21 protein-coding genes and 1 riboswitch are annotated in these 25,510 nt (G+C 55.6%); of the genes, 11 read left to right on the plus strand and 10 right to left on the minus strand.

Annotation, left to right across the window (positions count from 1 at the left end; translation table 11 throughout):
- Nucleotides 1-14: 14 nt before the first annotated feature.
- The gene (locus tag CGZ80_RS02310; RefSeq protein ID WP_094411160.1) at nucleotides 15-821 is read left to right on the plus strand and encodes a hypothetical protein; all 807 of its coding nucleotides are present in this window, start codon (nucleotides 15-17) and stop codon (nucleotides 819-821) included.
- Here the strand turns inward: CGZ80_RS02310 and CGZ80_RS02315 are convergent.
- A complete protein-coding gene (locus tag CGZ80_RS02315) occupies nucleotides 755-1,288 on the minus strand; it encodes a hypothetical protein (protein WP_094411161.1) in 534 nt (177 codons plus the stop codon). The two genes, CGZ80_RS02310 and CGZ80_RS02315, sit on opposite strands and share 67 nt — an antisense overlap.
- Nucleotides 1,278-1,670 (minus strand): DUF4112 domain-containing protein, encoded by a 393-nt coding sequence (locus CGZ80_RS02320; RefSeq protein WP_094411162.1) that lies wholly within the window; start codon nucleotides 1,668-1,670, stop codon nucleotides 1,278-1,280. The genes CGZ80_RS02315 and CGZ80_RS02320 overlap by 11 nt, the downstream gene beginning before the upstream one ends.
- Before the next feature lie 191 nt (nucleotides 1,671-1,861).
- On the opposite strand from CGZ80_RS02320, the gene CGZ80_RS02325 reads away from it, so the two are divergent.
- From CGZ80_RS02325 to CGZ80_RS02340, 4 genes are all read left to right on the plus strand, one after another.
- The gene (locus CGZ80_RS02325) at nucleotides 1,862-2,965 is read left to right on the plus strand and encodes an endonuclease/exonuclease/phosphatase family protein (RefSeq protein ID WP_143543699.1); all 1,104 of its coding nucleotides are present in this window, start codon (nucleotides 1,862-1,864) and stop codon (nucleotides 2,963-2,965) included.
- Between the two features lie 237 nt (nucleotides 2,966-3,202).
- Nucleotides 3,203-3,297: riboswitch (cyclic di-GMP riboswitch) on the plus strand.
- Nucleotides 3,298-3,354: 57 nt separating this feature from the next.
- Complete coding sequence (locus CGZ80_RS02330; RefSeq protein WP_143543700.1) at nucleotides 3,355-3,996, plus strand: hypothetical protein; 642 nt, start codon at nucleotides 3,355-3,357, stop codon at nucleotides 3,994-3,996.
- Between the two features lie 80 nt (nucleotides 3,997-4,076).
- Entirely contained in the window at nucleotides 4,077-5,255 is a 1,179-nt protein-coding gene (locus CGZ80_RS02335) for a pilus assembly protein TadG-related protein (RefSeq protein WP_233148173.1), read from the plus strand.
- A gap of 59 nt (nucleotides 5,256-5,314) precedes the next feature.
- Nucleotides 5,315-5,731 (plus strand): TadE/TadG family type IV pilus assembly protein, encoded by a 417-nt coding sequence (locus CGZ80_RS02340; RefSeq protein ID WP_094411165.1) that lies wholly within the window; start codon nucleotides 5,315-5,317, stop codon nucleotides 5,729-5,731.
- Between the two features lie 29 nt (nucleotides 5,732-5,760).
- Here CGZ80_RS02340 and CGZ80_RS02345 read toward each other — a convergent pair whose 3' ends face one another.
- From CGZ80_RS02345 to CGZ80_RS02360, 4 genes are all read right to left on the minus strand, one after another.
- Nucleotides 5,761-6,330, minus strand: a complete 570-nt coding sequence (locus CGZ80_RS02345) for a thioredoxin family protein (RefSeq protein WP_094411166.1) — start codon at nucleotides 6,328-6,330, stop codon at nucleotides 5,761-5,763.
- 40 nt (nucleotides 6,331-6,370) lie between these two features.
- On the minus strand, nucleotides 6,371-7,687 hold the full coding sequence (locus CGZ80_RS02350; protein WP_094411187.1) for a citrate synthase: 1,317 nt from the start codon (nucleotides 7,685-7,687) through the stop codon (nucleotides 6,371-6,373).
- Between the two features lie 309 nt (nucleotides 7,688-7,996).
- Nucleotides 7,997-10,468, minus strand: coding sequence for a type II secretion system protein GspD (locus CGZ80_RS02355; RefSeq protein ID WP_094411167.1), 2,472 nt, complete (start codon nucleotides 10,466-10,468; stop codon nucleotides 7,997-7,999).
- Nucleotides 10,469-10,689: 221 nt separating this feature from the next.
- Nucleotides 10,690-11,220: a PDZ domain-containing protein gene (locus CGZ80_RS02360; RefSeq protein WP_198953610.1), complete on the minus strand. Its 531-nt coding sequence runs from the start codon at nucleotides 11,218-11,220 to the stop codon at nucleotides 10,690-10,692.
- 392 nt (nucleotides 11,221-11,612) lie between these two features.
- On the opposite strand from CGZ80_RS02360, the gene CGZ80_RS02365 reads away from it, so the two are divergent.
- The 5 genes from CGZ80_RS02365 to CGZ80_RS02385 all read left to right on the plus strand — a co-directional run bounded on the left by CGZ80_RS02365 (nucleotide 11,613) and on the right by CGZ80_RS02385 (nucleotide 20,832).
- Nucleotides 11,613-13,049 carry a Na+/H+ antiporter NhaA gene (locus CGZ80_RS02365; protein ID WP_158222515.1) on the plus strand — a complete coding sequence of 479 codons (1,437 nt, stop codon included), beginning with the start codon at nucleotides 11,613-11,615 and terminating at the stop codon, nucleotides 13,047-13,049.
- A 64-nt stretch (nucleotides 13,050-13,113) separates the two neighbouring features.
- On the plus strand, nucleotides 13,114-14,175 hold the full coding sequence (locus CGZ80_RS02370; protein WP_094411170.1) for an LOG family protein: 1,062 nt from the start codon (nucleotides 13,114-13,116) through the stop codon (nucleotides 14,173-14,175).
- Nucleotides 14,176-14,425: 250 nt separating this feature from the next.
- On the plus strand, nucleotides 14,426-15,877 hold the full coding sequence (locus CGZ80_RS02375) for a Gfo/Idh/MocA family protein (protein WP_094411171.1): 1,452 nt from the start codon (nucleotides 14,426-14,428) through the stop codon (nucleotides 15,875-15,877).
- Between the two features lie 111 nt (nucleotides 15,878-15,988).
- On the plus strand, nucleotides 15,989-18,862 hold the full coding sequence (locus CGZ80_RS02380) for an ATP-binding protein (protein WP_094411172.1): 2,874 nt from the start codon (nucleotides 15,989-15,991) through the stop codon (nucleotides 18,860-18,862).
- Nucleotides 18,863-18,978: 116 nt separating this feature from the next.
- Nucleotides 18,979-20,832, plus strand: a complete 1,854-nt coding sequence (locus CGZ80_RS02385; protein WP_094411173.1) for an arylsulfatase — start codon at nucleotides 18,979-18,981, stop codon at nucleotides 20,830-20,832.
- Between the two features lie 830 nt (nucleotides 20,833-21,662).
- Here the strand turns inward: CGZ80_RS02385 and CGZ80_RS28430 are convergent.
- From CGZ80_RS28430 to CGZ80_RS02420, 4 genes are all read right to left on the minus strand, one after another.
- The gene (locus CGZ80_RS28430) at nucleotides 21,663-21,857 is read right to left on the minus strand and encodes a hypothetical protein (protein ID WP_233148174.1); all 195 of its coding nucleotides are present in this window, start codon (nucleotides 21,855-21,857) and stop codon (nucleotides 21,663-21,665) included.
- Nucleotides 21,858-22,611: 754 nt separating this feature from the next.
- On the minus strand, nucleotides 22,612-23,007 hold the full coding sequence (locus CGZ80_RS02400; protein WP_143543701.1) for a hypothetical protein: 396 nt from the start codon (nucleotides 23,005-23,007) through the stop codon (nucleotides 22,612-22,614).
- A gap of 651 nt (nucleotides 23,008-23,658) precedes the next feature.
- Complete coding sequence (locus CGZ80_RS02415) at nucleotides 23,659-24,177, minus strand: hypothetical protein (protein ID WP_094411179.1); 519 nt, start codon at nucleotides 24,175-24,177, stop codon at nucleotides 23,659-23,661.
- A gap of 186 nt (nucleotides 24,178-24,363) precedes the next feature.
- Entirely contained in the window at nucleotides 24,364-25,143 is a 780-nt protein-coding gene (locus tag CGZ80_RS02420; RefSeq protein ID WP_094411180.1) for an ATP-grasp domain-containing protein, read from the minus strand.
- 288 nt (nucleotides 25,144-25,431) lie between these two features.
- Between CGZ80_RS02420 and CGZ80_RS29190 the strand changes: the two genes are divergently transcribed.
- The coding region (locus tag CGZ80_RS29190; RefSeq protein ID WP_143543703.1) for a transposase at nucleotides 25,432-25,510 on the plus strand (79 nt) is incomplete at its 3' end.

Genomic DNA, 25,510 nt, shown 5'->3' on the forward strand with positions numbered 1-25,510 from the left:
TTTGAGGCACCACGATGAAACGTCTGATCAAGCGAATCTTGCTGGTCGGAGTCGGATTGGTCGCAGCCGCCTCAATCAGCTTGTGGTGGGGATACCGTCAAAGTCGCAAGGTGCCCGAGTTTTACCAACGGGCTATCTCAACCTCGAGAACCTCCACCGCTGAGGTCGTCCAGTCGAGCGAAAAGATGCAAGCTCGTGTGGAACAACTGCAAGCAGATGTTGAACAGGCCGGAATCTGGGAAGCCGCTTTTGCCGAAGACCAGATCAACGCATGGTTGATCGATCAAATGCCACGCTACCTCAAAATGCTTCAATCCAAGGGTGTCCAAGACCCTCAGATCAAAATTGAAGAAGGCAATTTGATTGCGGCCGCACTCGTCAAAAGCAGACGATTCGAAGGCGTGGTCAGTTGTGATATCGGCATCCAAATGACAGACCAACCAAACTGCTTGGCAATCAAAATCAATTCGATTTATGCCGGTGCACTGCCGATCCCCCTGGTCAGTGTCCAAGACGGCATCACGAAAATCTTTGCAAAGTCCAGTCTGAATCTTCGCTGGGATAACCATGAAGGTGAAACGGTCGCGCTGATCGACATCCCGCAAAAGTATTCCGGGATGGATGCGTCGCCGGTCATCGTCGAATTCTTAGAATTGACCGACGGCCGAATCAGCTTTGCCGGTCGCTCGGGCGAAGGCACCTTGGCAGAATTCGAACCGCGTGGATCCATCTATAAAATCGCATCTGTCAAAGATCATTCCGAAAACTCGATCGACTTTTCGATTCCCAATGTCCATCGCGATAGCGTGTCACTGGATTGATCGGCGCCCGTTTCCAATCTCGATCGCTCGAATCGCAGGTCCAACAAGCCGCCGTACAAGTCAAATGCATCGCTGTGCATTTTGACGCGAAAGTGAACGAGATCGCTCCCTAGGTCAAATCGAACGATCGCTCCCTCGGCAATGCGGCGCACCGTACCACGGTCGCCACCAATGTCACCTTCGTAATCCAAGTACTTCAACCGGTGATCAGCAATCCGAATTGCTTCATAGCGCTGTGTTTCGTCCCAAGGAAACGGGCTGCCAAGTTCTTCGGTCGACCAGGTCGAAAGCCGTTCTCCCATTGGCGTTTGAAACAACCAATCCCAATGGACCGGCTGAACTGCTGTGGCATCCTCACACCGAGGTTCTCGGCGAAACGCGCGTCCCACATGATGTCGTAAAATCGCAAATCGCGGCGTCGGCGTCGGCGGTTCACGCGACAACTCATCACTGCGGCTACTTGTCATCTCCGCCTCCTTGGTTCGCGACACCGATCCCATGAATCCGCTTCACCTCTGCCTCTAAAAGCTCCGCATTGCGCAAGTTCGATTTCCAAAAAATGTCGAACAGGTCGCCGACAATCGGAATGGCCCCCAAGGTTGAATCGGCCAGGACGTTCAAAAGCATTCGAGTGAGCGTTTTGACTGGCACTCCCAAACGGGCGGCCTCGCTGATCAACCAAAGACTAACCACCGCCGATGCCGCGTCGCCTGCACCAGGCAACACCCCCACTAGGCTGTCCAGCCCGAGCCTAATTTTCGTGCCGGGAATGCGAAATCGACTATCCAGCCAGGTCGAAAGGCGTCGAACGCGCGCGACACGCCGCTGAATCTGTTCGTACTCGGTCATGCGATTGATCTTGTCCCCATCGACACGGATTTTCTATAGCGGCATGGTAAGTGCGTTAAGAGGGCGCCCACGTGGCTTCCCATCAACCGATTCACACTTCGCCTGACCATCATTTAACTCATCATTTTTTCGATCGGACGACGAGCACCAGGAAATCTGTGTTCTCCGACGGATTCGGCAAGGAGGCCGGAGTGGGACTTTTTTCGAAGCGTCGTAAGAAGAGCTCATTCAAAAGCAGTTTACCCGTGTTGCGCTGGTTTGGCCCCGGTGTAACTTCGGTTGGTGCTCTCTATGCGATTTACGCTTTGCTGACCGGCGGATGGAGCTTCTCGGCACTCGACGACATCCTGCCAGAACAGAGCGAAGCGACTTTCCGCGGCGAGACGGTCACGCTGGACCAGATGCAGCCGCTGCCCGAAGACAAAATCTTGGTAGCGACTTTCAATATCGAAAACTTCGGCGACAAAAAATCTGACACCCGCGTTAACGAACACGGTGTCGATGTGATGGGCACGCTGGCACAAATCATTAGCCGGTTTGACTTGGTTGCGATCCAAGAAATCCGGGGCAAAGACGGCGCCGCGTTGGAAAAGCTGATTCGGCTTCTGAATGAATCCGGAGGCACGTTTGCCGCCACCATCAGTGACCCGATTGGCAATGATGATCGACGTGAAAGCTACGCGTTTGTCTATAACCGGACTCGGATTCGGCTTGTCCCGGGCAGCGCCTACGTCGTCCTCGATAGTGGCGAGCGGATGTATCGCGAACCGATGGTGGCGACCTTCCAAACGATTGTCCCCCCCGGAATCAATCAAGCTCCATTCCAATTCACCGCAATCAACGTCCATACAGATCCCGATAAAGTCGATCCCAACGATCAAGAAAGCGAAATCAATATCCTCGCCAGCGTCTTTCATCGCGTTCGAAAATTTGAATTCAATGAACGGCTCGAAGACGACTTTATCTTGCTCGGTGATCTCAACGCCGGCCCGGATCACCTGGGGCAGCTTTCCAAGATCAACGGGATGATCTCCCTCGCCGGCGACATCAAAACGAACATCAGTCGCAGTAAAACCAACGATCACATCTTGATCGATCGAAACGTCACGGCCGAATACGCTGGCCGTAAAGGCGTGGTCAGTTTCACCGATGACCTCGCACTCACTCCCGAGCAAGCGGACTCAATCAGCGACCATCTCCCTCTGTGGGCGGAGTTTTCGCGGTTCGAAGCTCCCTCAGCGACGACGACCTCCCCCAGCTCAATCGCGAGCAGCCGGACACGCGAAATTCAGTAATGGCACAAACTCGCGAAGATTGGCGCAACTGCGCCGATGTCGCGATGCCTTCTTAGGGTTTGTCCAACTCTCAGGGGGGGAGTTTTCCTCAACCTTTCAGGCGTCCCTACGCCAATCGTTGTAACCGTTACAACGTTTCCCCAAAGTGGTACGAACTAATGCTTCCACAGCTCTTGAATGAGCGGATTTGACATAGGGTTGCGTACACCAAGCCATCCAGCTGGTTCCCCCGTTCGACCCTCGAAACGGCAAACCACGTGCAAGCGTGGGACGCAAAGTCATGGGTCCATTTGCTTCATTTCTCGAAGCAATTGGATCGCCAGACCACCGAAAGGGAACACACGCGGCTTGGTCTAACTTTCAAAATCTCATCTGATTGGGGAATCACCATGTCACAGGCTGCGACATTAATCCGCGCTACGCGAATGCTTTGCTACGGGGGCTTGTGCTTCGCCTTTATGCTTTTGTCCGTCGCACAAGCGGCTGAGCCTAAAGTCTATTTGGTTGAAGAGGATTGGGAGCTGGTCATCAATGAACCAGAGGCCGCAATCAACTCGCCACAAATCGCGTTCTTCATGTATCCGGACACGAGTCGAGATGATCTGTATTTTCAATTGCAGATGAATTACGCGGCTGAAGAGGGTTACTCAAGTGGCGGATTCCGCGTGGGTGCGTTCACAGGTGACGAGCCTCAAGACGAAGAGCGCAGCCAAGTGAAGCAGATGCTGACTTGGGATAACGACCGCCTGCGTTGGACCAGTGCGATGGCAGTCTTCAATGGCAAACTGATGTTCGCGGTGAAAAACGGATACGGATATCAGTGGGGTACGTTTGGTGGTCCTGAATACTTGGTGGAAATGGATGACGAGGGGCTGACGAGCCTGGAGAACTACACGCCTTCACAAAGTGTGGCGGCGGTCGATATCGGCTTCGGTGCAAACCGAGTCGCGTCGATTCGCCTGAAGACCGTCCGACTGATCAAAACAGATGGCTCGCAACAGACCATCGTTCTCAATCAGTTCGCACAGTAACCGCGTCTTATCCGCATTCAAGCAGCCGTCCTTCTGCGACTGCGCATGCCACCTTTCACCAAGTTATTCGAGATCATCCAGTGAGTACGACATCACCCATTGCCAGAACCGTTTTTAGAACGCTCCTTGTCCCCCATTCGCGTGCGCGCCGCCCTCGCAAACAACGACGCGGTGCCGCGGTCGTCTTTGGCGTCTTCTTGATCGCCGGGTTGCTGATCATGAGTGCCGTTGCGGTCGACTTCGGACGCATCAACGTCTCGCGATCTGAAATCAAACGCACCGCCGATGCCGCCGCCATGTCCGGCGCATGGGAACTCTTTGATTCGGCCGTCGCCGGCCAGTCCCCAACGTTGGCCCAGTCCAACGTCACGCACTCTGCATCCAATTTCGCCTCAAAGAACAGAGTCGCTTCCAACACGCCGACTTTGGATGAACAATCCGACGTCGAAATCGGCTACTACGATTTGGGAAGCGGCGTGCTGGACGTAGCTAACTCCGATTACAACGCGGTCCGCGTTCATGTTCGCCAGACTGAAGATGCCGGGTCAGCAATTTCGCTGTTCTTCGGTGCCGTAACCGGTCGCCACGAGCAATCATTGCAAGCGCGATCAACGGCAGCGCTCTTCAAGAAGATTGGCGGATTCCACCGCCCGCGCAAATCCGGTGAAACGCTAAACATCCTGCCGATCGCACTTGACCTGGAGACTTGGGAAAAAGTCGTCGCCAAACAAACTGATGACGACATGGGCTTTGTCAATGGTCAGGTCACCAACAGCGGCGACGGCTACTACGAATGCTCGCTGTACCCAACCGGTACCGGATCGCCAGGTAACCGTGGCACGGTCGACATCGGCAGTGCCAACAACAGCACCAGTGACTTGCGACGCCAGATCCTACACGGCATTTCGCAGCAAGACATGATTGACCTGGGAAAGCCGTTGGCGTTTGACAGTAATCACGAATTGGAATTGAACGGCGACACGGGCATCAGTGCGGGCATCAAAGCCGAACTGGCTCAAATCATCGGCCAACCGCGCATCATCCCGATCTTCACCACCGTGCAAGGCAACGGGAACAACGCGATGTACACGATCGTTCGTTTCGAAGGCATCCGCATTTTGGACGTCAAGCTGACCGGCCCGATGAACAAGAAGCATGTCACGATCCAGCCCGCACCGACGGTCGCCCATTACTCGATTGTGGAGGAAGAGATCACAGAAAGCGAGTTCCTATTCACTCCTGTCATGTTGGTCGAATAGCGACGAGCTGATGATCTCCTTCCATCACTATTGAATCCTGTTCGAAATCAATCGTCATCATGAATATTCGTCGCAAAAAGAATGACCGCCGTGGGACTGCGGCGGTCGAGTTCGCTCTGATCGTTCCCTTGATGCTGATCTTCACGTTCGGGCTGATCGAAATGAGTCGCATCAGCATCATCAAAGAAACCATCATCCAAGCTTCCCGCGAAGGTGCTCGCGTCGGAATTCGGCCGACGGCATCCAGCTACGATGTTCAAACTCGTATCAACGAGGAACTTCAGATCATGAACATCAGCGGTGCCAACATCACCGTCACGCCGACTTCGCTCCACACCGCAGAACCCGGTGACGAGGTCTCGGTAAAGATCGAAATTCCGATTTCCGAAGTCAGCTTGGTACCAGGCTTCTTTAACTTCGACGGAGTCGACATTGTGGCCGAAACGGTCATGCGTCGTGAAAGCACAGGCACCTAACGCCTGTGCCAACAAACGTGGGTTGCTGACTAATCGCCGTACTGTTCACGCAGACGCGGCGATAGTCGCAACATCCATTGGATCCGTTCGAACTCGCGGAGCCAGTCTTCGGTGACTTCTTGCAAGAGCGTTTGGTTGACATCACCGAACCCCGTGGGACAACTCGGTCCCAACTGGGTCGCGATCAGGTGCCGGTACGTCGCGATCGTGCGGTCACCGTATCGGCCGCAAACAACGTTGTCTTCGCTGACGAAGAGCAACGAAGGAACCCTTCGGCCGCCGCAGGTCCGAATCGTATCCGCGAAATCCGGGTGATCATCGCGATCGAAAAATCGCACTTCGATGCGATCATTAACACGAGTGAAATGGTCGAAGATCGGGCATTGGTTGATACAGTCACCACACCAGGCCCCCGTCGACACAAACACCTTCATCGTGCGGACAAAGCTGCCCAACAATTCGCGTTGCGAATCCGTCAGATTCACAGCCGCATGGACTTTGTCCCAACGTGAACGCTGGGATTCGTTCGCATATCGATCGAGGAACTCGGTGTACCCAAGTCCCTGATCGAACAGAGTTGCAAGATTTTGATCCGTCATCGCTTCGATCGTCTATCTCTCCTTTGCCAATCCTTCTTACCTAGCGTTGCTCGATTGGAACAACCTTGCGTTCGGTATCGCCGGTGTAGATTTGGCGAGGACGATAGATTCGCTTACCGGGATTGGCATGCATTTCACGCCAGTGAGCGATCCAACCAGGCAAACGCCCGATCGCGAACAGCACTGTGAACATCTGCACGGGAATGCCCATCGCACGATAGATCACACCGGAATAGAAATCGACGTTCGGATACAGTTTTCGTTCAACGAAGTACTCGTCTTTGAGTGCAACGTCTTGCAGCTCTTGTGCAACTTCGAACAACGGGTCGTCGATATTTAGCTTGGCCAGGAGTTTGTCACAGCAGGCACGAATGATTTTGGCACGTGGGTCAAAGTTCTTGTAGACGCGGTGACCGAATCCCATCAGGCGGAAGCTATTGTTTTTGTCCTTCGCCATGTCGACATATTTTTTGACGTTGCCGCCGTCTTTCGCGATCGTTTCCAACATCGCGACACAGGCTTCGTTCGCACCACCGTGAAGCGGCCCCCAGAGGGCTCCGATGCCAGCGGAAATGGAGGCGAACAGGTTGGCGTTGCTGCTGCCGACCATCCGTACGGTCGACGTGCTGCAGTTCTGCTCGTGGTCGGCGTGAACGATCAACAACAGGTTCAATGCTTCGGCGAAGTCTGGGTCAACCATGTGTTCGTGTGCCGGTGTGGCGAACATCATGTGCAAAAAGTTTTCGCAGTAATCCAAATCGTTGTTCGGATACATGAACGGCTGACCGATCGACTTTTTGTAGCTATACGCCGCGATCGTGGGCAGCTTGGCGATCAACCGATAGATCGAAATTTCGACCTGCTCGGGATCATCCACTTGCATCGAATCTTGATAGAACGTCGATAGGGCGCCGACGACACTCGACAGAATCGCCATCGGGTGTGCGTCTCGCGGAAACCCGTTGTAGAACGACCGCATGTCCTCGTGGATCATCGTGTGATGCCGGATCCCGCTACGAAATGTCGCGGCTTGCTCCGCATCGGGAAGTTCTCCGTGAATCAACAGGTACGCCACTTCGATAAAGTCGCAATGCTGTGCGAGTTCTTCGATTGGGTAGCCGCGGTAACGCAGGATGCCTTTTTCGCCATCCAAGAACGTGATCGCACTGCGGGTGCTTCCCGTGTTCACGAAACCTTCATCGAGGGTGACCATCCCGGTCAATTTTCGAAGTTCCGAAATATCGATCGCTCGCTCGCCTTCGCTCCCCTCCAGCATCGGCATCTCGATCTCCTGGTCCCCGAAGGTCAATCGAGCGGTTCCGACGTCTTGGGTTTGCAATTTATCGCTGGAGGTCATGAGGTCGTCCGAAATGGATTGAACTGGCAATGGTGGGTAGAAGTCATCGGCCCGGTGCACTCCGGCAAGCCTCGCTGCCATCGCGGAAAATGGCTGAGACTTTGACTGCACCAGCGTGAAGGAAGTGTCCTCGATCGAAAAGCCCCAACAATCGCAGCTGCTGGGCAAATCGATCCAAAGTCCACTTGGCTGGGCATCGACACCTCGAAATCGGGGATCTCGAAGGAGTCTGCCAAGCCGATCCGGCCGCCCTAAAGTACTCGGATCCCTGTCGCATGCGAGTTTAACGCGGTACGACAAACCGGGCAATTAGTCGAGGATTATCTCGGATCCAATTGGGGCACATCCCTTGCAAAACGGGTGCCGGTTTCGAATTCGATCAATCTCGTCGCTGCAATGTCCTTCACCGGCGACGTCCGGCAGCCTTGCCTCCCAAGGCCGACAGGTGCGGTTGAGTGGCCCATCAAACAGACGAGTACTGGTCCGCTGCCATTGGTCCTGCTGGCCCACCACGTCTGGAATCTCGCAATGTCCCATTTCACAGTCACCATGCGAACCGCACTCTAGCTCCGACACGTCCATGATGTGCGGGATCAAAGCCACGATGATCTCACTACGTGACCGTTTCGTTTCACGCCGCTGAAACAAAGGACCGACATGTTTCACGTCGCCGAGCCAAGGAAGTTTGCGGACCACCACTCGATCGTCTTCCTGGATCAGGCCCCCGATAATCATCCCCTGATGGTTGCCCAACATCACCGACGTTTCGACCTCGCGCGTCGTCTCTTCCGGCAACAACGTTTCCGGATTGATCTGACCGCTGCTTACTTTGGGTTTCACTTGCAGCAACACGCGATCGTCGCGGCTGATCGTTGGGGTCACCTGCAACACAATCCCGGTATCCAGGTATCGAACGTCTTGGATCGTTGACGTTTGCGTGACCGTCGCGACCGCGTAGCCGAGTTGCTGCCCAACTTGAATTTTCGCCATCTGGCCGTTCACGACCATGACCTGGGGGGTGGCCAATGTTTTCGCATCTGTCGTCGTTTGCAAAAGCGTCAACAATGCGAAGACTTCGTCACCGTTGATCTCGGCAAAGAAAAACGGATTGGTTGACGAGGCCAAGTTGTCTGCCATTCGCAGTGCACCGGAACGAAAATTCTTCCCGGCAAGGTGCTCCAGATTCACCCCATGCTCCATCCCATCGGTCAGTTCGATCTCAAGCACTCGCGCCTCGATCATCACTTGACGTGGTGGCTGATCGGCCTGCAACAAATACCGCTCGACCCGTTCGATGACCTCAGGCACATCGATCACGACAATTGATTCATGGCCACGGCGATTATCGGTCTCGTCAAGTGCGGTTGGGTACGCGGTGCCGATCGGAGAAAGCAGCGTGCGCACAGTCCCCTCCACCGTTTCCGCCCGAACAAAATCGAGCGGAAACGAGCGAACCAAGCGGGCGTCCAATGGCAAACCGTCGTTCGGATAGACCAAAATCGCCTCGCCTTCACGCTGAATCGCCAACCCGCACATGCGAGTGATACTTCGCAAGGTCTGCTCCGGTGAAAGACCTGTAAGATTCGCCGTGACCGTCCCTTGAACCCCCGGGGCGACCAGAATATTCAGCCCATAACCCTTGGCCAACATTTCCAAGATGGTTCGCACATCCACATTGTTTACGTTCAACGTGACGAGCTCCGGTTCCTCCAATACAACAGATGCCACCTGATCCAACTGCTCTTGATCCAATGACTGATGATGCGTTGCTTCGTCGTCAGACTCGGCGATTTGGATCTCGCCAGCGAGCGGTTCGACTGTCGTTGGGGTTTCAACAATTTCGACGGCTGTGTCGGTACGATGTTGCCGCACGATTTCCTCAAACGATTCCACTTCCTCGACAGCCACCGATTGATCGCGTTTCTCAACGACAGGAAGCGGAATCTCGCGCTGAAGAAAATCGATCGCCGCAGAGAACACAGGAGGATAGGTATCCTTCATGTCCCGCGGTGACTCAAGCTCTTGGACAGTTTCTGCGACCGCGGTGTCTGTCTCTTGCGCTGCTACCGTCGCGGGTGCCAACTCAATCGGAGCCGCTTCGACAGGCTGGACACAGAACTGATTGATTCGCATTTGTGAAGCCGTTGCCTGTGCGACTTTGCGGGGCAACTCGGAAACGGCGACCCGTCGCGGTTGCTGACCACGCATTTCCAGCGACAAGCCGTCCGTCAACGCGGGGACTCGTGAAACATGCATCTTTTCGTTGTGACGGATCATCGCTGATACAGGACGCACCTCACTCTGCGAGCCACCCTGTTGCGGATCACCCGACGTCTGAATCGCCGGAACCTCAATCCGCTTTGCCATCGACATCCGGTGCCGCATCTGATTGCGGATCGCCAATCGAGTTTCCTCGGTTTCGATCATCGCTTCATACACGGGACGAAGACGTGCGGCCCTCTCCACCCGTGCAAACGCTGGCAGACCACTGTGCAAAACGGCGAGTTCCGTTTGCTGTGTTTCGATCTGCTGCGAAAACAATTTGGGCAACGATGCGGTGTCATTCAGCACTTCAGGTGTTGCTGGCATCCCCGACGGCAACTCATGACGAGCTGCAGAGGCATTGGTGCCCCAATTACAAAGGGTGACCACGGTGCAGGCGATGAGGACACCCAACACGGTCGCTGCCAGTTTTTCCTGAACAAGGTGTCCCCGAAAGAAAGAAACACCAAGCCAACTCGTGTGTATGCGTTTCAACTGAATGCGTTTCAACCAAACCATCGCTGCCTCGGCCGGCCGGTAAGGACATGGCCGCAGAGACGGGTGCGGCCTTTCTGTAGGGCTTGCATCGGTCAGTCGGATAGTGAGGGTTAACCGACAGAATCGGCCCGCCACGAAAGCCCTGGATCGAGGGGTTTTTATCCGCACAATCACACCACGACCCGCACCCTCCCCAAGCACCGCAATCCGCAAGCTCAACCAGCCGAGGAAGTGCGTTTCGCCTACGACCGCAGACCGAGCGACTGTTCCGGGGTCTGCAACTGCACGTTCAAGACCTTCAAACTGCTGGACTTTTTCTGCACCAAAATTTCAGCGTTTCCGCCATCAGCCATCTCGACCACGCGAAAGAGCGGAACGATTCGCCGGCCGACACTTCCGGCTTGCAAACCGTTGATCGCCAGAATGCGATCGCCTGCTTCCAGCCCCGCATGGGCCGCAGCGCTTAGCGGCACGACAGAGGTGACCACCGCGCCGATCCTGGTGTCGCTGGCTCGCACACCCAGAATCCACTGACGCGAATTGACCGCCACATGCTCCTCAATCGGGCCACTTGCCCTCTGCAAAGAATCGACCGGGGCTGACGAGATTCCCTGGTCACTGCGGATCGGAGCCACTTCAGGTGGTAAATCTTTAGGCGGCTGACCAAAAACTGACGCCGAAACCATCCCCACGATCAGCGCAACGGTGATCACCAAGTATCCGTAGATTGGTTTTTCAAGTTGGGTTGGCGAATCGAAAGGTGACTGGGACACGGTTGCGTTCTCTCTGAAAAGGGGCGATGCCATTTGACAAATCCCCAAGCGGATATCCCGCGTCAATGTTACCAGCGTTGATAAAAACCCGATTTGATATGGATTGCCGCCTTGCCAGTTCTCGCGAACGAAAAAATTAACCCATTCTGGCAAGGCATTTGCATTGCGGGCCGCACCATCGAGACACCACGGGAACAAAACCACATCATGACGATGGCGAGGTTTCTGTCGCTCCGTGAGTCACCTTTGACCGAAAGGATTGGGGTTTCTATCTGGGGTCACAATTGCCGAGCACAATCGGTACCATGCCCAGACCGGACGGCATCGTTTGCCGCACCAGGACAAACCTCCCTTTCCCCCTAGCCCACCGTCCACCGAGATTTGTTACGTCCATGTCTGGGCACGATCAACCTAAAGGCCTGTTCCGTTTCTTCATCGACAATTCGCTGTTCTTGATTACCGGAGCGGTCGTTGCACTCATCTGGGCCAATCTGGCCGCCCAGAATCACAGCGAGAGCTATCACAACTTCATCCACTTTGACGTCCGCACGCTAGTCGGTGCCGGTGGCTCGCACGAAGCGACCGATTCGCACAACTCGAGCCCTTCTGTCGTCGTCGAAGAAGCCGAAGTGATCGAATCGCACGCCGATGGCGAAACCATCGTCGAAGAAGCCGAACATGCGAGTACCGGCTCGCATGAAGCACACGACTCGCATGAAGTTGGCGGCCACAGTGACGGCGACAGCGGGCACCACTGGTACTCGCTGCTATTCATCATCAACGACGTCTTGATGTCCCTGTTCTTTGCCATCGCGGCCAAAGAAGTATGGGAATCACTGCTCCCCGGTGGATCGTTGTCCAACCCACGCAAAGCAGCCACACCGCTGCTTGCGACCTTTGGCGGGATCGTCGGCCCGGCAGTTTTCTTTATCAGCGGCGCGATGCTGACCGGCACGACGGCGGAATTCGGCAAAGGCTGGGCGGTCCCCTGTGCGACCGACATCGCGTTTAGCTATCTCGTCGCACGATTGATCTTTGGGATCGGTCACCCCGCGATCGCGTTCCTTCTCCTGCTGGCGATCGCTGACGACGCGGCCGGTTTGGTGATCTTGGCGGTCTTTTATCCTTCAGCCCCGATTGAACCGATGTGGCTGCTGCTGACCGCCGCCGCGATGGCGACCGCGTGGCTGCTTTCGAAACTGAAAGTGCACTCCCACTGGTTCTACATTCTGGGCCCTGGGATCGCTTCGTGGTTTTCGTTCTATCAAGCGAACATCCACCCCGCGCTTGGACTTGTCCCGATCATTCCGTTCCTGCCTCACGCCGCGTCCGACTTGGGGATCTTCGCCCGCGAAGAACTCAACCGCCAAGACACGTTGAACGAATTCGAACACTTCTGGAAAGTCCCTGTGGAAATCATCCTGGGCCTTTTTGGTATGGTCAACGCCGGTGTTGTCATGAGCAGCGTCGGTACCGGCACATGGCTGGTATTGGCCGGATTGCTGCTCGGCAAACCCGTCGGCATTACCCTGATGACGCTGTTCGCCGAAAAAGTCCTGCGTTTGGAAAAGCCAGCCGGGATGGACTATCGCCACGTGGTTTCACTCGGCATGGTCGCCGGGATCGGATTCACCGTCGCCTTGTTCGTTTCGGTCGCGGCCTTCAAACAGCCTGGTGCGATCCAAGACTCTGTCAAAATGGGCGCGCTGCTTAGCTTTGCCGCCGCTCCACTTGCGGTCCTGATCGCCAAAGGACTCGGTGTCCGCGCCGGTGATCATGCCGGCCTCGTCGGTGACACGACCGCCGAAGCCGCCACCGAACCGGCCTAAGAACGGTTAAGATCACGTCCCATCACAATGAACCGCTAGTCTTTACGAGTCCCTAGAAGCCGACATGGATGCAAACGAGTTTGATCCCCAGGAACTTCCCCCAGAAGCGATCGGCGAAAGCGAACAGGAACGACCACAGCCCGCCGACGACCCGATCGTCGACACGGCTCCTCCGGAAAAGACATCGCTGTTTGATGAGATGCGGGCGACGATTGATCGGCTGGAACGGGACAAGACTTCTCGCGGCGATCTAAAGATCTTGTCGCGGACGCTGCTCGAACTCCGTTACGCGTTCAAAGTATTCCGTCCGTATCGGCGTCGGCGCAAAGTCACAATCTTTGGATCGGCGCGGACGCAACCGGATCACCCTGACTACCAAAGCGCGGTCGAACTTGGCCGTGCCATGGCAGGCCATGGTTGGATGGTGATCACGGGCGCTGGCGGTGGCATCATGCATGCCGGACATGTCGGCGCTGGAAAAGAGGCGTCGATGGGACTGAACATCATGTTGCCTTTCGAACAGGGAGCCAATCCCGTGATCGAAGGCGATTCGAAACTTGTCACAATGAAGTACTTCTTCACTCGCAAGTTGATGTTCGTCAAAGAATGCAGTGCAGTGGTCTGCTGCCCCGGCGGGTTCGGGACGCTCGATGAAGCACTCGAAACGCTGACGTTGATGCAGACCGGCAAACAAACGATGCTGCCATTGGTATTGCTTGACCATCCCGAAGGCAATTACTGGAGCGACTTCGGCAAGTTCGTCGACCGCAACCTCGGCCAAGGCGGAATGATCAGTCCCGATGACACGTCGCTTTACAAAATCACCAACGACGTCAACATTGCCGTCCAAGAAATCTTGCGTTTCTATCGTCGCTATCACAGCATGCGATACGTCCGCGACCGCTTGGTGTTCCGGCTCAAAGAACGCCTGACCGATGCAAAGCTCGCTTCGCTGAACGAAAACTTTTCTGACATTCTGGTCAAAGGCAAAATCGAACAGACTAAATCACTCCCCGAAGAAGCTGGCGAACCCGACCTCGCCGGACTCCCACGATTGGTCTTGAACTTCAACCGCCGTTCACTCGGCCGATTGCGAAAGTTGATCGACGAAATCAACGCTGACTGAGCCAACCAACTGATTCGGCAACCCAATTCAACGCCGCAGCCCGGACGCCCCAGGCGGCCAAACGCTCCGTGGTAGTCGGTCGCCTTGCGCGACGACATCGCAGACGACATCACAAGGGACGCCTCCGCAGCAAAAACGGGGGCGGAACGTTCCCGCAATGCCTTGCGAGACAGATTTGGGTTTTGAGGGTATGATAAGGAACGGTTTTACCGCCTTCCGATTCCCACCCACCCTGATCACCCTCCACGCAATGACGAATCTCAATCGCCGACGCTTTGTTGGAACCTCGCTCGCCGCCGCGGCCGGTGTCGCATTGACCACCTCGCTGCCCGCACGCAAATCCTGGGCGGCCAACGCCAACGATGAAATCAACCTCGGATTCATCAGCTGTGGCGGGCGTTCGCAAGACTTGATGGGTCAATTCTCCAAAGTCGAAGGCATCAACGTTGCCGGCCTTTGCGACGTCGATGAAAAACGATTGGGTGCGGCACAACGTCGGTTCCCCAAAGCCCAAGGCTGGACCGATCTGCGTGAATTGATCGCTTCGGAAAGTATTGATGCCGTCGTGGTCGCCACCTGCAATCATTGGCATTGCTTGGCCGCCATTTGGGCAATGGAAGCCGGCAAAGACGTCTACGTCGAAAAACCACTCTCCCACAGCCAATGGGAAGGCAAGCAGACCGTCGCTGCGGCACGAAAATACAACCGCATTTGCCAGCTCGGGACCCAACAGCGGTCTGACCCGATGCAGGCGGAAATCAAAAAGTTCCTGCACGAAGAAAAAGCGTTGGGCGAAATCAAAGCCGCCCGTGTGAACCGCTATGGTGTTCGTGGTGCGATCGGAAAACGCGACACGCCACTCTCGATCGATAAAAACGTTGCCTATGACCTGTGGCTTGGGCCGGCTGCCGACGAACCGCTCTACCGCAACAGCCTCCACTACGATTGGCACTGGGACTGGAACACCGGGTCTGGCGAAATGGGCAACTGGGGCGTGCACGTCCTGGACGACTGCCGCAACAACATCTTCCAAGACAGCGTCGCGCTGCCAAAACGAATTCTCGGTGGCGGCGGTCGCGTGGTTTACAACGACGCCGGCGAAACCCCGAACGTCCACTTCGCATACTTCGACACTGGTTCCATCCCCGTCGTGATCGGGCTCAGCAACCTGCCGGCTGCACCGGGCGCCAAAGGCAGCCCCGCCAACCCCGGTCCGTCCAGCGGATACATGGCCTACTGTGAAGGCGGTCGCTTCGAAGGCCAACGTGGACGCGCGGTCGCATTCGATAACGATGGCAAGAAAATTCGCGAGTTCCGTGGCAGCGGTGATGTCCGCCACCAACAGAACTTCATCGACGCGTTGCGAGCCGGCGACCGATCAATCCTCAACGCCGAAATCGAAGTCGGCAACGACAGCACCGGGTGGTGCAATCTCGCCAACATCGCATTCCAAGCCGGCCAGGCATACGAGCCAGCGACCGCAAACCAAGTCGACCTCCCCCAGTGGAAAGAATTGCTTGGCGAAATGGAATCACACCTTGGTGCCCATGGCTTGAAACTCACCGACAACGAAATCAAACTCAGCCCGATGCTGGAATTGGATCCAGAAACGGAGCAATTCGTTGGCACCGATGCTGAACTGGCCAACCCACTGCTCAAACGTCAGTACCGCCCTGGCTACGAAGTGCCCGAACTGGCCTGAGCCAGTTAACTCCTTCGCAACTTCACGAGGTAATCGCTAATCATAGAACGACCTATTTGCCGTGCGGTTCGACGAAACCGCTTACCTCCGTTCGTTTGAGGGTCCTTCGCGATGCCAATGTTTGCGATCTCACGCCAGACAATAACAACCAATCTGGCGCCTCGACGCCAGACTGGTTTCGCGCCGGCCGGCGCGATTCACTGGCTCGCGATCGCGTTCTCCCTCATCCTCTCGCCTCTCGGATTGTCGTCGATCGCATCGGCGCACGACACCGATCCCCACGACCACCTCACACCGCCCGCGACGCAGGCGGTTGTGGAGCAGGCCGAAGCGGGCGAATTGCTAATCACCGACCTGCGGCAAGCAACGCGACTCTACGATCACCCGACCCTGAAATCGGTCCCCGTCGATTTCAAGGCGACGGTCAATTACTGGGACATTCGCGACACGGATATCTTTGTCGAAGATCAGTTTGACGCACTTTATCTAGAAGCCCCTCCCGAATACTTCCGGCAACATCAACGCCTCCCACCTGGTACACAAATTCGCATTCGTGGTCAGTTAAAAATTGATCACTTCTTTGTCGTTGCCGACGAGATTGAAATCCTTGACGAACCACTTCAGATTTCATCTCGCGCCGTTCACATCAGCGAGCTCAACGTCGGCGAACTCTGGTCACACTATGTCCGCACCCATGGCAAGCTTCGCGAAATCATTCATGTTGGCAGCCTCTGGCAAGGCCTCTGCACGTCTCGCAACGCGGACTTCGTTATTCAGCGGCGTGACGAATCGCATTACTTCGAATGGGAGCGTCTGCTTAACCGCACGGTCGAAATCAGCGGCACGTTAAGCTGCGAAATGGACACTGACTGGAATCCGACGCGATACATCTTCTTTACCAACGAAGAAGACCCGCCTCTTCGTTCCGCAGGCGAATCGTCGTTCCAGTCCGCACTGCAGTTGCCGACGATGCCCACCAGCTATGCCGACGCAAGGCAAGCTCCGGCAGGTACCTCGCTTTATCATCTCAACGGCCAAATCGTCGAAGTCGTCCCAAAGAAGCACTATCTGATTGAACGCAACGGTGAAAGCATCGTTGTTGACTCGGCAATCATCGATGCCTCCCTCGTCGGTAACTTGGTCGATGCCTACGTCTACAAAACCGGTCCGCACGAATTCCAAAGCGTGTACGTGGCGGCGCACGGCAAACGTCGCCTTATGCCTCCGTCAACAACAAACATCAAAACGATTGACTTGCCCGAACTTCCGATGCGGGCAAAGCTGACGGGCACCTATATCTCGACACACCGTGATGGCGACAACACCTACATCACGCTCCGTGACCAAGGCATCGACTTTGTCGCCAAACTTGACTCCGCAACCAGCGATGTCCGCAACCTCGATCTGCCAACCGCGCAACTGATATCCGTGACCGGACTGGCTGTCCCGATCAGCGACAAAGACGTTGCACCGAACGAGGACGTGCAACCATTCCTGGCGATCGAAGTTCCAACGATCGACGACATCCATGTGGTCTCGCGCTGGTGGCAATTCTCACCCTCCATCGCCGTCGCCGGGCTTGGCACCATCGCGACCATCTGCACGCTTGGCATGGTCTGTTTCGCCACGCTCTGGCTTCGCCTGCAACGCACCGCGAACGACAATCGACAATTGCAGTCGCAACTGGTGCAAAGCCAAAAACTCGATGCGCTCGGACGTCTTACCAGTGGTGTCGCCCATGACTTCAACAACCTGCTAACCGGGATCTCGTCCAATCTGGAATTGATCGAGCGCGCCGAAAACACGCACAGCGGAAACAGCATCGAATGCCTCCACTCGGCCAAACGCTGCACCCACCAAGCAACCAAGCTGGTCAGATCGCTGCTCGGATTTTCCAGACAAACCAATGTCGAACTCCTGCCCGGCGATATCAACGAAATCGTCGAGGAAACGGTACTGTTGGCGCGATCGACGTTTTCCCCGGACATCAAGATCATCACCACGCTCGCGCCCAACCTTCCCGCCTGCCGCTTCGATCACACGCAACTTGGACAAGTCCTACTGAACCTCTGCTTCAACGCAAAAGACGCTTACGAAGACGACGCCGGCACGATCCGCTTGGTGACGAAGTTCGCCCATTCACCCAACCGCCCTGGCTCGATCATCATCCAATGCCAAGACGATGGCATGGGAATGGACGAGGAAACGCAATCGCGAATCTTCGAACCGTTCTTCACAACCAAAAAGGTTGGCGAAGGAACCGGCCTTGGACTTTCCCTTGCCTACGGGATCATCAAACAACACGGTGGCGAAATCGAGTGCGTCAGCCAGCCTGACGCGGGCACGACGTTTACGATCGAACTGCCTGTCGAAGACATCCGCGCCAAGTCACTCGATGGCGAATCGTTCGTGGCAAAGCCTCACAAGCGACACACCGCACCGCTCTCCTCAGCGATCGCATCGGCAATTCCCCCAGCCGCCAATCTCGCCAATTCCCCCGCGTCGATCACAGAAGAAACGACGGCCCCATTCCATATTCTGCTCGTCGACGATGACGAAGAGGTTCGCCGGGTCGCCACACTAAGCTTCGAAACGCTCGGGCACCACGTCACCGCCGTCGGCTGCGGCACCGACGCAATCCAAAAGCTAGTCGACGGACTGACGCCGGATGTCGTGATCCTGGACTTGATCATGCCACTCGTCTCCGGATCCGAAACGCTCGAACGCATCAAACAATACCAACCCGACCTACCCGTCGTGATCTGCAGCGGGGTGGTCAATGAAGTTCAACAACGACTGCAAGACTGCGCCTATCGCCCCGACGCCTGCATCGCCAAGCCATTCCGTTTGGCAGACCTCAACGCGACCCTTCATCAAGTCTGCAGTGACCAGGGACAACGCAACCCACACTCACAGGGAAAGTCGCAGGGAAAATTACAGGGGCAGGACAAAATCGAAGCCGCAGCATCACGTTCGCCGCCTTAGCGTTTTACAACGCGACTCACATTGCGAACGCTCACAATGCCATTCGCATGGCAACATCGCGTCGAAGCTGACGCTTATACTGACGCCCCTCGCAACCTGTCCCCGAGGGCCTTTTGATGAACCGTCTGCCAGCGTCACGTCCCGCCGCCCGACGTTTTTGCAACTCCCGTTTCAGTCCGCCGGTGACTGCACTCACGCTGCTGCTGATAACGCTCACCACCCTCCCCAATTCGGCAAACGCGGACACGCCGACAACACGTCCAAACGTGCTCGTCATCTTGGCGGACGATCAAGGCTGGGGCGACCTTAGCCTGCATGGCAATCCCAATCTCCAAACGCTGAACATCGATTCGCTCGCCCGCGATGGCGCACAGTTCACCAACTTCTATGTCTGTGCCGTCTGCTCCCCGACCCGCGCCGAGTTCCTCACCGGTCGCTACCACAATCGCATGGGCGTCTACAGCACCTCGTCAGGCGGTGAACGATTTAGCGCCGACGAACAGACGATCGCCCAGCGATTCAACAATGCCGGCTACAACACCGCCGCCTTCGGAAAATGGCACAGCGGCATGCAGTGGCCGTACCACCCCAACGCCCGCGGCTTCGACGAGTTCTATGGTTTTTGCAGCGGCCATTGGGGACTCTACTTCGACCCGATGCTGGAACACAACGGACAGATCACACACGGCAAAGGCTTCATCATTGACGACCTGACCGATCACGCGATCGACTTCATTGACCAGTCGGATGAAAAGCCGTTCTTTGTGTACCTGCCGTACAACACGCCGCACTCCCCCATGCAGGTCCCTGACGAATACTGGAACGCTTTCAAAGACCAACCGATCACACCAGACCCGACACCAGCCAACGCCGCGAAACAAGACACGCCGCATACGCGCGCAGCACTGGCGATGTGCAAGAACATCGATGACAACGTCGGGCGACTAATCGAACACCTCCAATCGACCGGCAAAGCCGACAACACAATCGTCGTCTACTTCAGCGACAATGGTCCCAACGGATGGCGATTCAACGGCGGCATGAAAGGTCGCAAAGGTTCGACCAACGAAGGCGGCTTGCGTTCACCACTCGTCATTCGATTCCCAAGTCAAATTGCCGCCGGGACCAAGATCCGCACCGTCAGCGGCGCGATCGACTTGCTGCCCACTTTGTCTGAACTTGCCGGACTCGATTGGCAATCGATACAACGCGACGGAAAACCAATCGACGGCATCTCACTCGCGAAAGAACTCGCCGGTGCAACACGAAGCCTGTCCGCTGACGATCGCATCCTGTTCGGCAGTTGGAAAAACCGCAGCACCGCACGAACTCAAAAGTACCGTCTCCACAGCAGCGGAGAACTCTACGACATCGAGAACGATCGCAACGAACAAACGGACATCGCCAGCAAACGCCCCGACATCGCAGTTCACCTGTCCAAAGAGCTACAGCGGTGGGAGACTGAAACCGCAAAGGAAAACGGTTCCGCGAAATCGCGCCCGTTCACGATCGCGCATCCCGACGCAGTTTGGACGCAGTTACCCGCGCGAGACGCGACCTTTAGCGGCCAAATCAAACGCAGCAATCGATTCCCCAACTGCACCTACCTAAAGAACTGGTCTGACGTTTCCGACAAAATCCAGTGGGATGTCGAGGCGTTGTCGTCCGGACGATACGAAGTGCAGATGTACTACGCTTGCCCAAAGTCGGATGTCGGCGCAACGATCGATTTGACGCTTGGTGATTCACGGCTTGCCACGCAAATCGATCGGCCAGCCGAAAGCCCTTTCGTCGGCGCGGCCCATGACCGAGTCGAACGTCAAGAAGGTGACGTCAAGCGTTGGCAACCGATCACCTTGGGGACCATCGCAGTAACTCCTGGTCAGCATACGCTAACGCTTCGTGCGACTGAAATTCCGGGCAGCCAGGTTTGTGAAATGCGTCTACTGATGCTTCGCCGCATCGACTAGTCCGCAAAACGATCTTAGATGAGGGGCATTCGTGAAACGCGTAGCCCGACATTCAACTTAGAAGACGCCATCGAACGTTGCGTGCAAACCGCAGTGGCTCAACGCGAACTCGATGAATCGGCTCGCTTGCCACCAATCCTCTTGACTTCTGACCTATAGGGAATCGATGGTTCGCCGAATCTGCGGTAGCGAAACAACTCAAGCGATACATCCGACAGAGTTCGCGTTCATTTGACCGTAGCCCACCCCGAGACGCCAATCGCAGTCGCTCCAACGATAGTGAGTAGTACCGACGCAATCGCACAAACTGCAGCAATAACAAAGACTGATGACTCGGAGCTGTTTAGAGAGTCGACACGCTGGGCCCCGTGGACGTACCAGCAACCGACTCCAGCGCATAGCAATGCGGCTGGTACAGGTGGGACCAAACTAGAGAGCGCAATTTCCAAAGCAGGGCTGTTGGGGAAATCTGCTTTGGTTACGACGCAGATGAACACAAAACCGCTAAAAAAACCAAAAACCGAAAGGATTGCAAATGTCTGTGATGGCGATTGTGTAGCGTTCATTTCGTATGGCAAGATTAGTCAGCAAAAATCACCGATAGGCTCCTGGTACGACGGAAAGCGATTCGCGTTAGCTTCTACGGAATCCCCCCGGCGAACGATTTCAATCGCGTGGCCGCAGCAAATGACTGACCACTTCATTGAACACAACTCGGCGGCTCACGTGCATCGAGTTGTTCGCGATCTACGCTGGACGACAGCTTGCAGTTCGCCGCTGACGACAAGTCTAGCCGATCGGCATTGCGAAGGGTAACGAGTCGCGAACTATCAGCCGGAACACCAGGCGTCAAATGGTCTTGAATCCTGCTCCTGCTCGATCAGCGGTCCTGGCAAAACGAGCGCCAATACCCCCGGCACTGCCAACCACACGTGAGTGTCCTCCCACTCTAACCCAACGAGCGAGAGAACATACGCCCATGCGAATGCGTAGCTCATCAGTTCAGCGAGAGAAAAGCCACGCACCGAAGTCGCTTCCGTGGTCAACACAATTCACGTCAATCAACTGCGATAACGCCGCCGATGCTCCAACGGCGGCATTTAGACTTTGATTCAAACGAACGCGCGATCCGCCGCCTGGGCCCATCGAAATCGTGCCAGCGATTACGGTTGTTTAAAACGGTCAATTGTCATCCGAGGCAATTTCTGCGCCACAAGAATCGCAACGAAGGTCAGTGTGCAGCATCTGGCCGCAATTTCCGCATGCCCAAATAGTCTCCTCGTACGGTCCTGTGATCGTCCCTTCAAAATCACACCCAGCGATTTTCTTCTGCAGACGCAAGTGTTCCGCAAGGCATCGAAACAGGAGCCAACTCAAAAATGCGCCAATTGCCGCAGACATTGATGCGACAAGGCCCCACCAGGAAAATGTCAGGAGCAGCCCGACGGCAATGAGCGAGCCGAGCATAAGTGACCCAATCGCCACCATGTCAACAAGCGTCTCCAGTCCGGTCCCTCGTCGAAGTCGTCGCTTTTCCGTTCGCTGCGTTGTTACTGTCAAATTGAATCTCTAAGGACGAAGTTTGGCCGACACCGAGGCCGGGCGGTGGACGAAACCCTTCAATCAAACGCGACTCCCGATCTTCGCGTGCACGCATCGATTAAGTCGGCAAACGACAGGGTTCAGAAGGGCCGCGCATACGACTCTCCACTTCAAGAAACGTCAATTCGCGACCTCCATTGCAACCGTGGTTCGCCGCCTATCGCGAGCCCTTTCCGTCTAGTGCAACAGTCGGTCGGGATCAAGAATCCAGTAGACAACATCTGCACCAATCAGAGATGTGATGACATAGGCAAACGTCCATCCGAATACCAGGACGATCATAATGGGCAGACCGCCCTGCGACCAACCGATTCGCGGCCCAATCTGAAAGTTCGCCCATGTTGAACAGCAAAAGGCGGCGAGAAGTAATGGATACACGATCGGTGGCGGCAATGAATGGCGTGAGACCGCGAATACTGCAGCGATCGAGCAGTATGTCAACACGATCGCGCGAAGCGCCCCAAAATTGCGTCGCCAAGTGGACGGCTCGCGCCCGGATGAGGAGCGGCCAGTGTCTTCGGCCGGTGCGACGTATGGATTGGTGTCTTCTGGCAACGATGGCAGCGTATTCAAACGTCAGATCTTTAGTCGCGAACAATTTCGTTTATGTGGCCGCCGCACTTCATAGTACACCACTCGGCGGCTCACGTGCATCGAGCTGCTCGCGGCCTACGCTGGACGCCCGCTTGCAGTTCGTCGCTGACGACGAGTTTACCCGATCGCATTTGCGAACCGTAGCGAGTAGCGAATTGGCAGCGGGAACCTCAGGCGTCGGACTGTCTTGAATCGTGCTCGTGCTCGTGCTCGTGCTCGTGCTCGTGCTTGTGCTCAGCAACGCGGTGCTCGTACTCGCAACCGGTTGCCAGGAATCGGATTGCCTTCATCGTCCAAGTCAACCGCGCACCAATCAAACCGCGCACCAATCAAACCGCGCACCAATCAAACCGCGCACCAATCAAACCGCGACATCAAGAGCGATCAATAGGAAGCAGAGGTTTCGTGAAATCCGCTGCGCGACCTTCGAACGCACCATTCAATCCGTCGACAAAACAGATAAACCACGAAGTTCGCGAAGAACACGAAGTAGAAACGGACATGACCACGAGACGCTGGCCATTGTAGCCACACCTACCATCGCGAACGGCGGTCATCACCGAGGACCGCTAATGTGGTTTCCATTTGCAAACGCGTGATGCAGTCCTTCGGCGGATGAAGGGTTTTCCGCTACTCGGAAATCAGCGGTGGCGTGATGCCAATGGAAATACCATTGGATGGATTTAGCTTGGAGTCCGAGTACCAACCAATGTACCGGCCTCGGCGGTGGAACTCTACATCAACAGGCAGCCACCATTCCAGATAGGATGCTCCAACATCGCTAATCGCTTTAACCGGGGAATCTACAATGCAACGCGTTACCGGTGAATAAATCCTATAGTGAATTGCGACAGCATTCGGGGAGCGGAACTCGTAGGTGTGTGTTGTGGCTAAAAGCCAGGTGGCAGGCCCGTACGAGGCAAAATAGAGAGCCACCAACAGCTTAGCCACCGATTTCAGGAGCGAACTGGTACGCGAACGCTCGTTCATAAGATTGCTCACTGCAAAGATCAATAACAGGATGAGCATTAATACCGCTGACACAAGCAGTCCAAACGCACCAAAGTTCATCCCGACCGCAAACACGACCGCCAAGAATGCGGGGCCCAGCAGTAGTGACGACAAGGAGAATCGCGGCGATTTTCTCATTTCAGTCGGATAACGGTAGAAATCACGAAGAACGGGCGAACGACTTGCAAGCAGACGAGAAAACGCACCACCCGTCCTCCCGGCGAGTAGACTGAGGTCTCGTTGGATTAGGCTACGCTTCCCCACGCTTGCCTTCAAACCACTGCCAATCCGCACGCGGATGCGATGGTCATTTGGCTTGTTGCGTTACCATTCCAAGCCGACTCCATTGTCTTCAAGGCCCATCAGCTCCCGCCAGCGGCATTCAATTAGCGCAGTGTAGTGATGTCCCCTCACTCCATAATTGCCGAGAGCAAACCCATCATTCACCTCAACCAGAATCGTACGCCCATCATCAGTCACCGCCCAATCCATTCCATATCCGATCGGAGCGTTTTCAAAGCAGTCTATCGCATCGCGAATCGTATCAACATTGGGGACGACAAGCGGGTCGCCCTTGTAATGAGATAAATTCAAGACTTTGCCTCGCAATATCGAAGCACGCCATTCCGTGGCCAGCCCAACGACCTCTTGAACGATCACAGGTTCTTCAGGTGGAACCCCAGAAAGCGAAATGAAGTCACGATAGGCGTTTACGACCTTCCCAGCGAAAAGTTTGTGGCGGTCGCGAGGCTTGACGTGAACGGGTAAACGGTCAGGTTGAGATGATTCCCAATCTCGAACTTGCGCCATGGTCGTTTCAAAAATCTCACGCCCCACGAATCGTACAAGGGATGTTGGGAAATCAAGATTCGGAGGTTCAGGGCGGCCTGCTCGAATGACCGCATCACGCACAACAGCCACAGAACCGTACACCAACGTATGCTCGGGATCGCCGATAAGATCAGCGTCAAGTTCACCCGCATTGAGTTGTTCACGCTCAAAGCCAACTACGTCGTACCCGCGTTGCCAGAACCAATAGTTGCCCTGGGCAGCTTGGAGATAACGCGGGTCGCCTTGCTTCGCGTTTAGGCTGTAGACTCGCATTCAGTTGTTCTCAGCAAGATTACGGTAACGATCACGTGACCGCCGCAAACGCCTGACCACTTCATTGAACACAATTCGGCAGCGCACGTGCATCGATTGGGTCGCGGTTTACCCACGACGACAGTCTGCCGTTCGCCGCTTGCAACAAGTTTACCCGATCGGCATTGCGAAGGGTAACGAGTTGCGAACTAGCAGCCGGAACGTCAGGCGACAGATTGCCTTTAATCGTGCTCGTGCTCAGCAACGCGCTGCTCAAACTCGCGATCGGTTGGCAGACGCCGGCTTGAGGTGGGATTCGCCCAGCACATCTTGCCGAGCCGCTTCCAAAAGGTTCGGCACTATGGCTGGATGAGTGCCAATTCGTCGA

Source organism: Rhodopirellula sp. MGV (assembly GCF_002251265.1).
GTDB lineage: Bacteria > Planctomycetota > Planctomycetia > Pirellulales > Pirellulaceae > Stieleria > Stieleria baltica_A.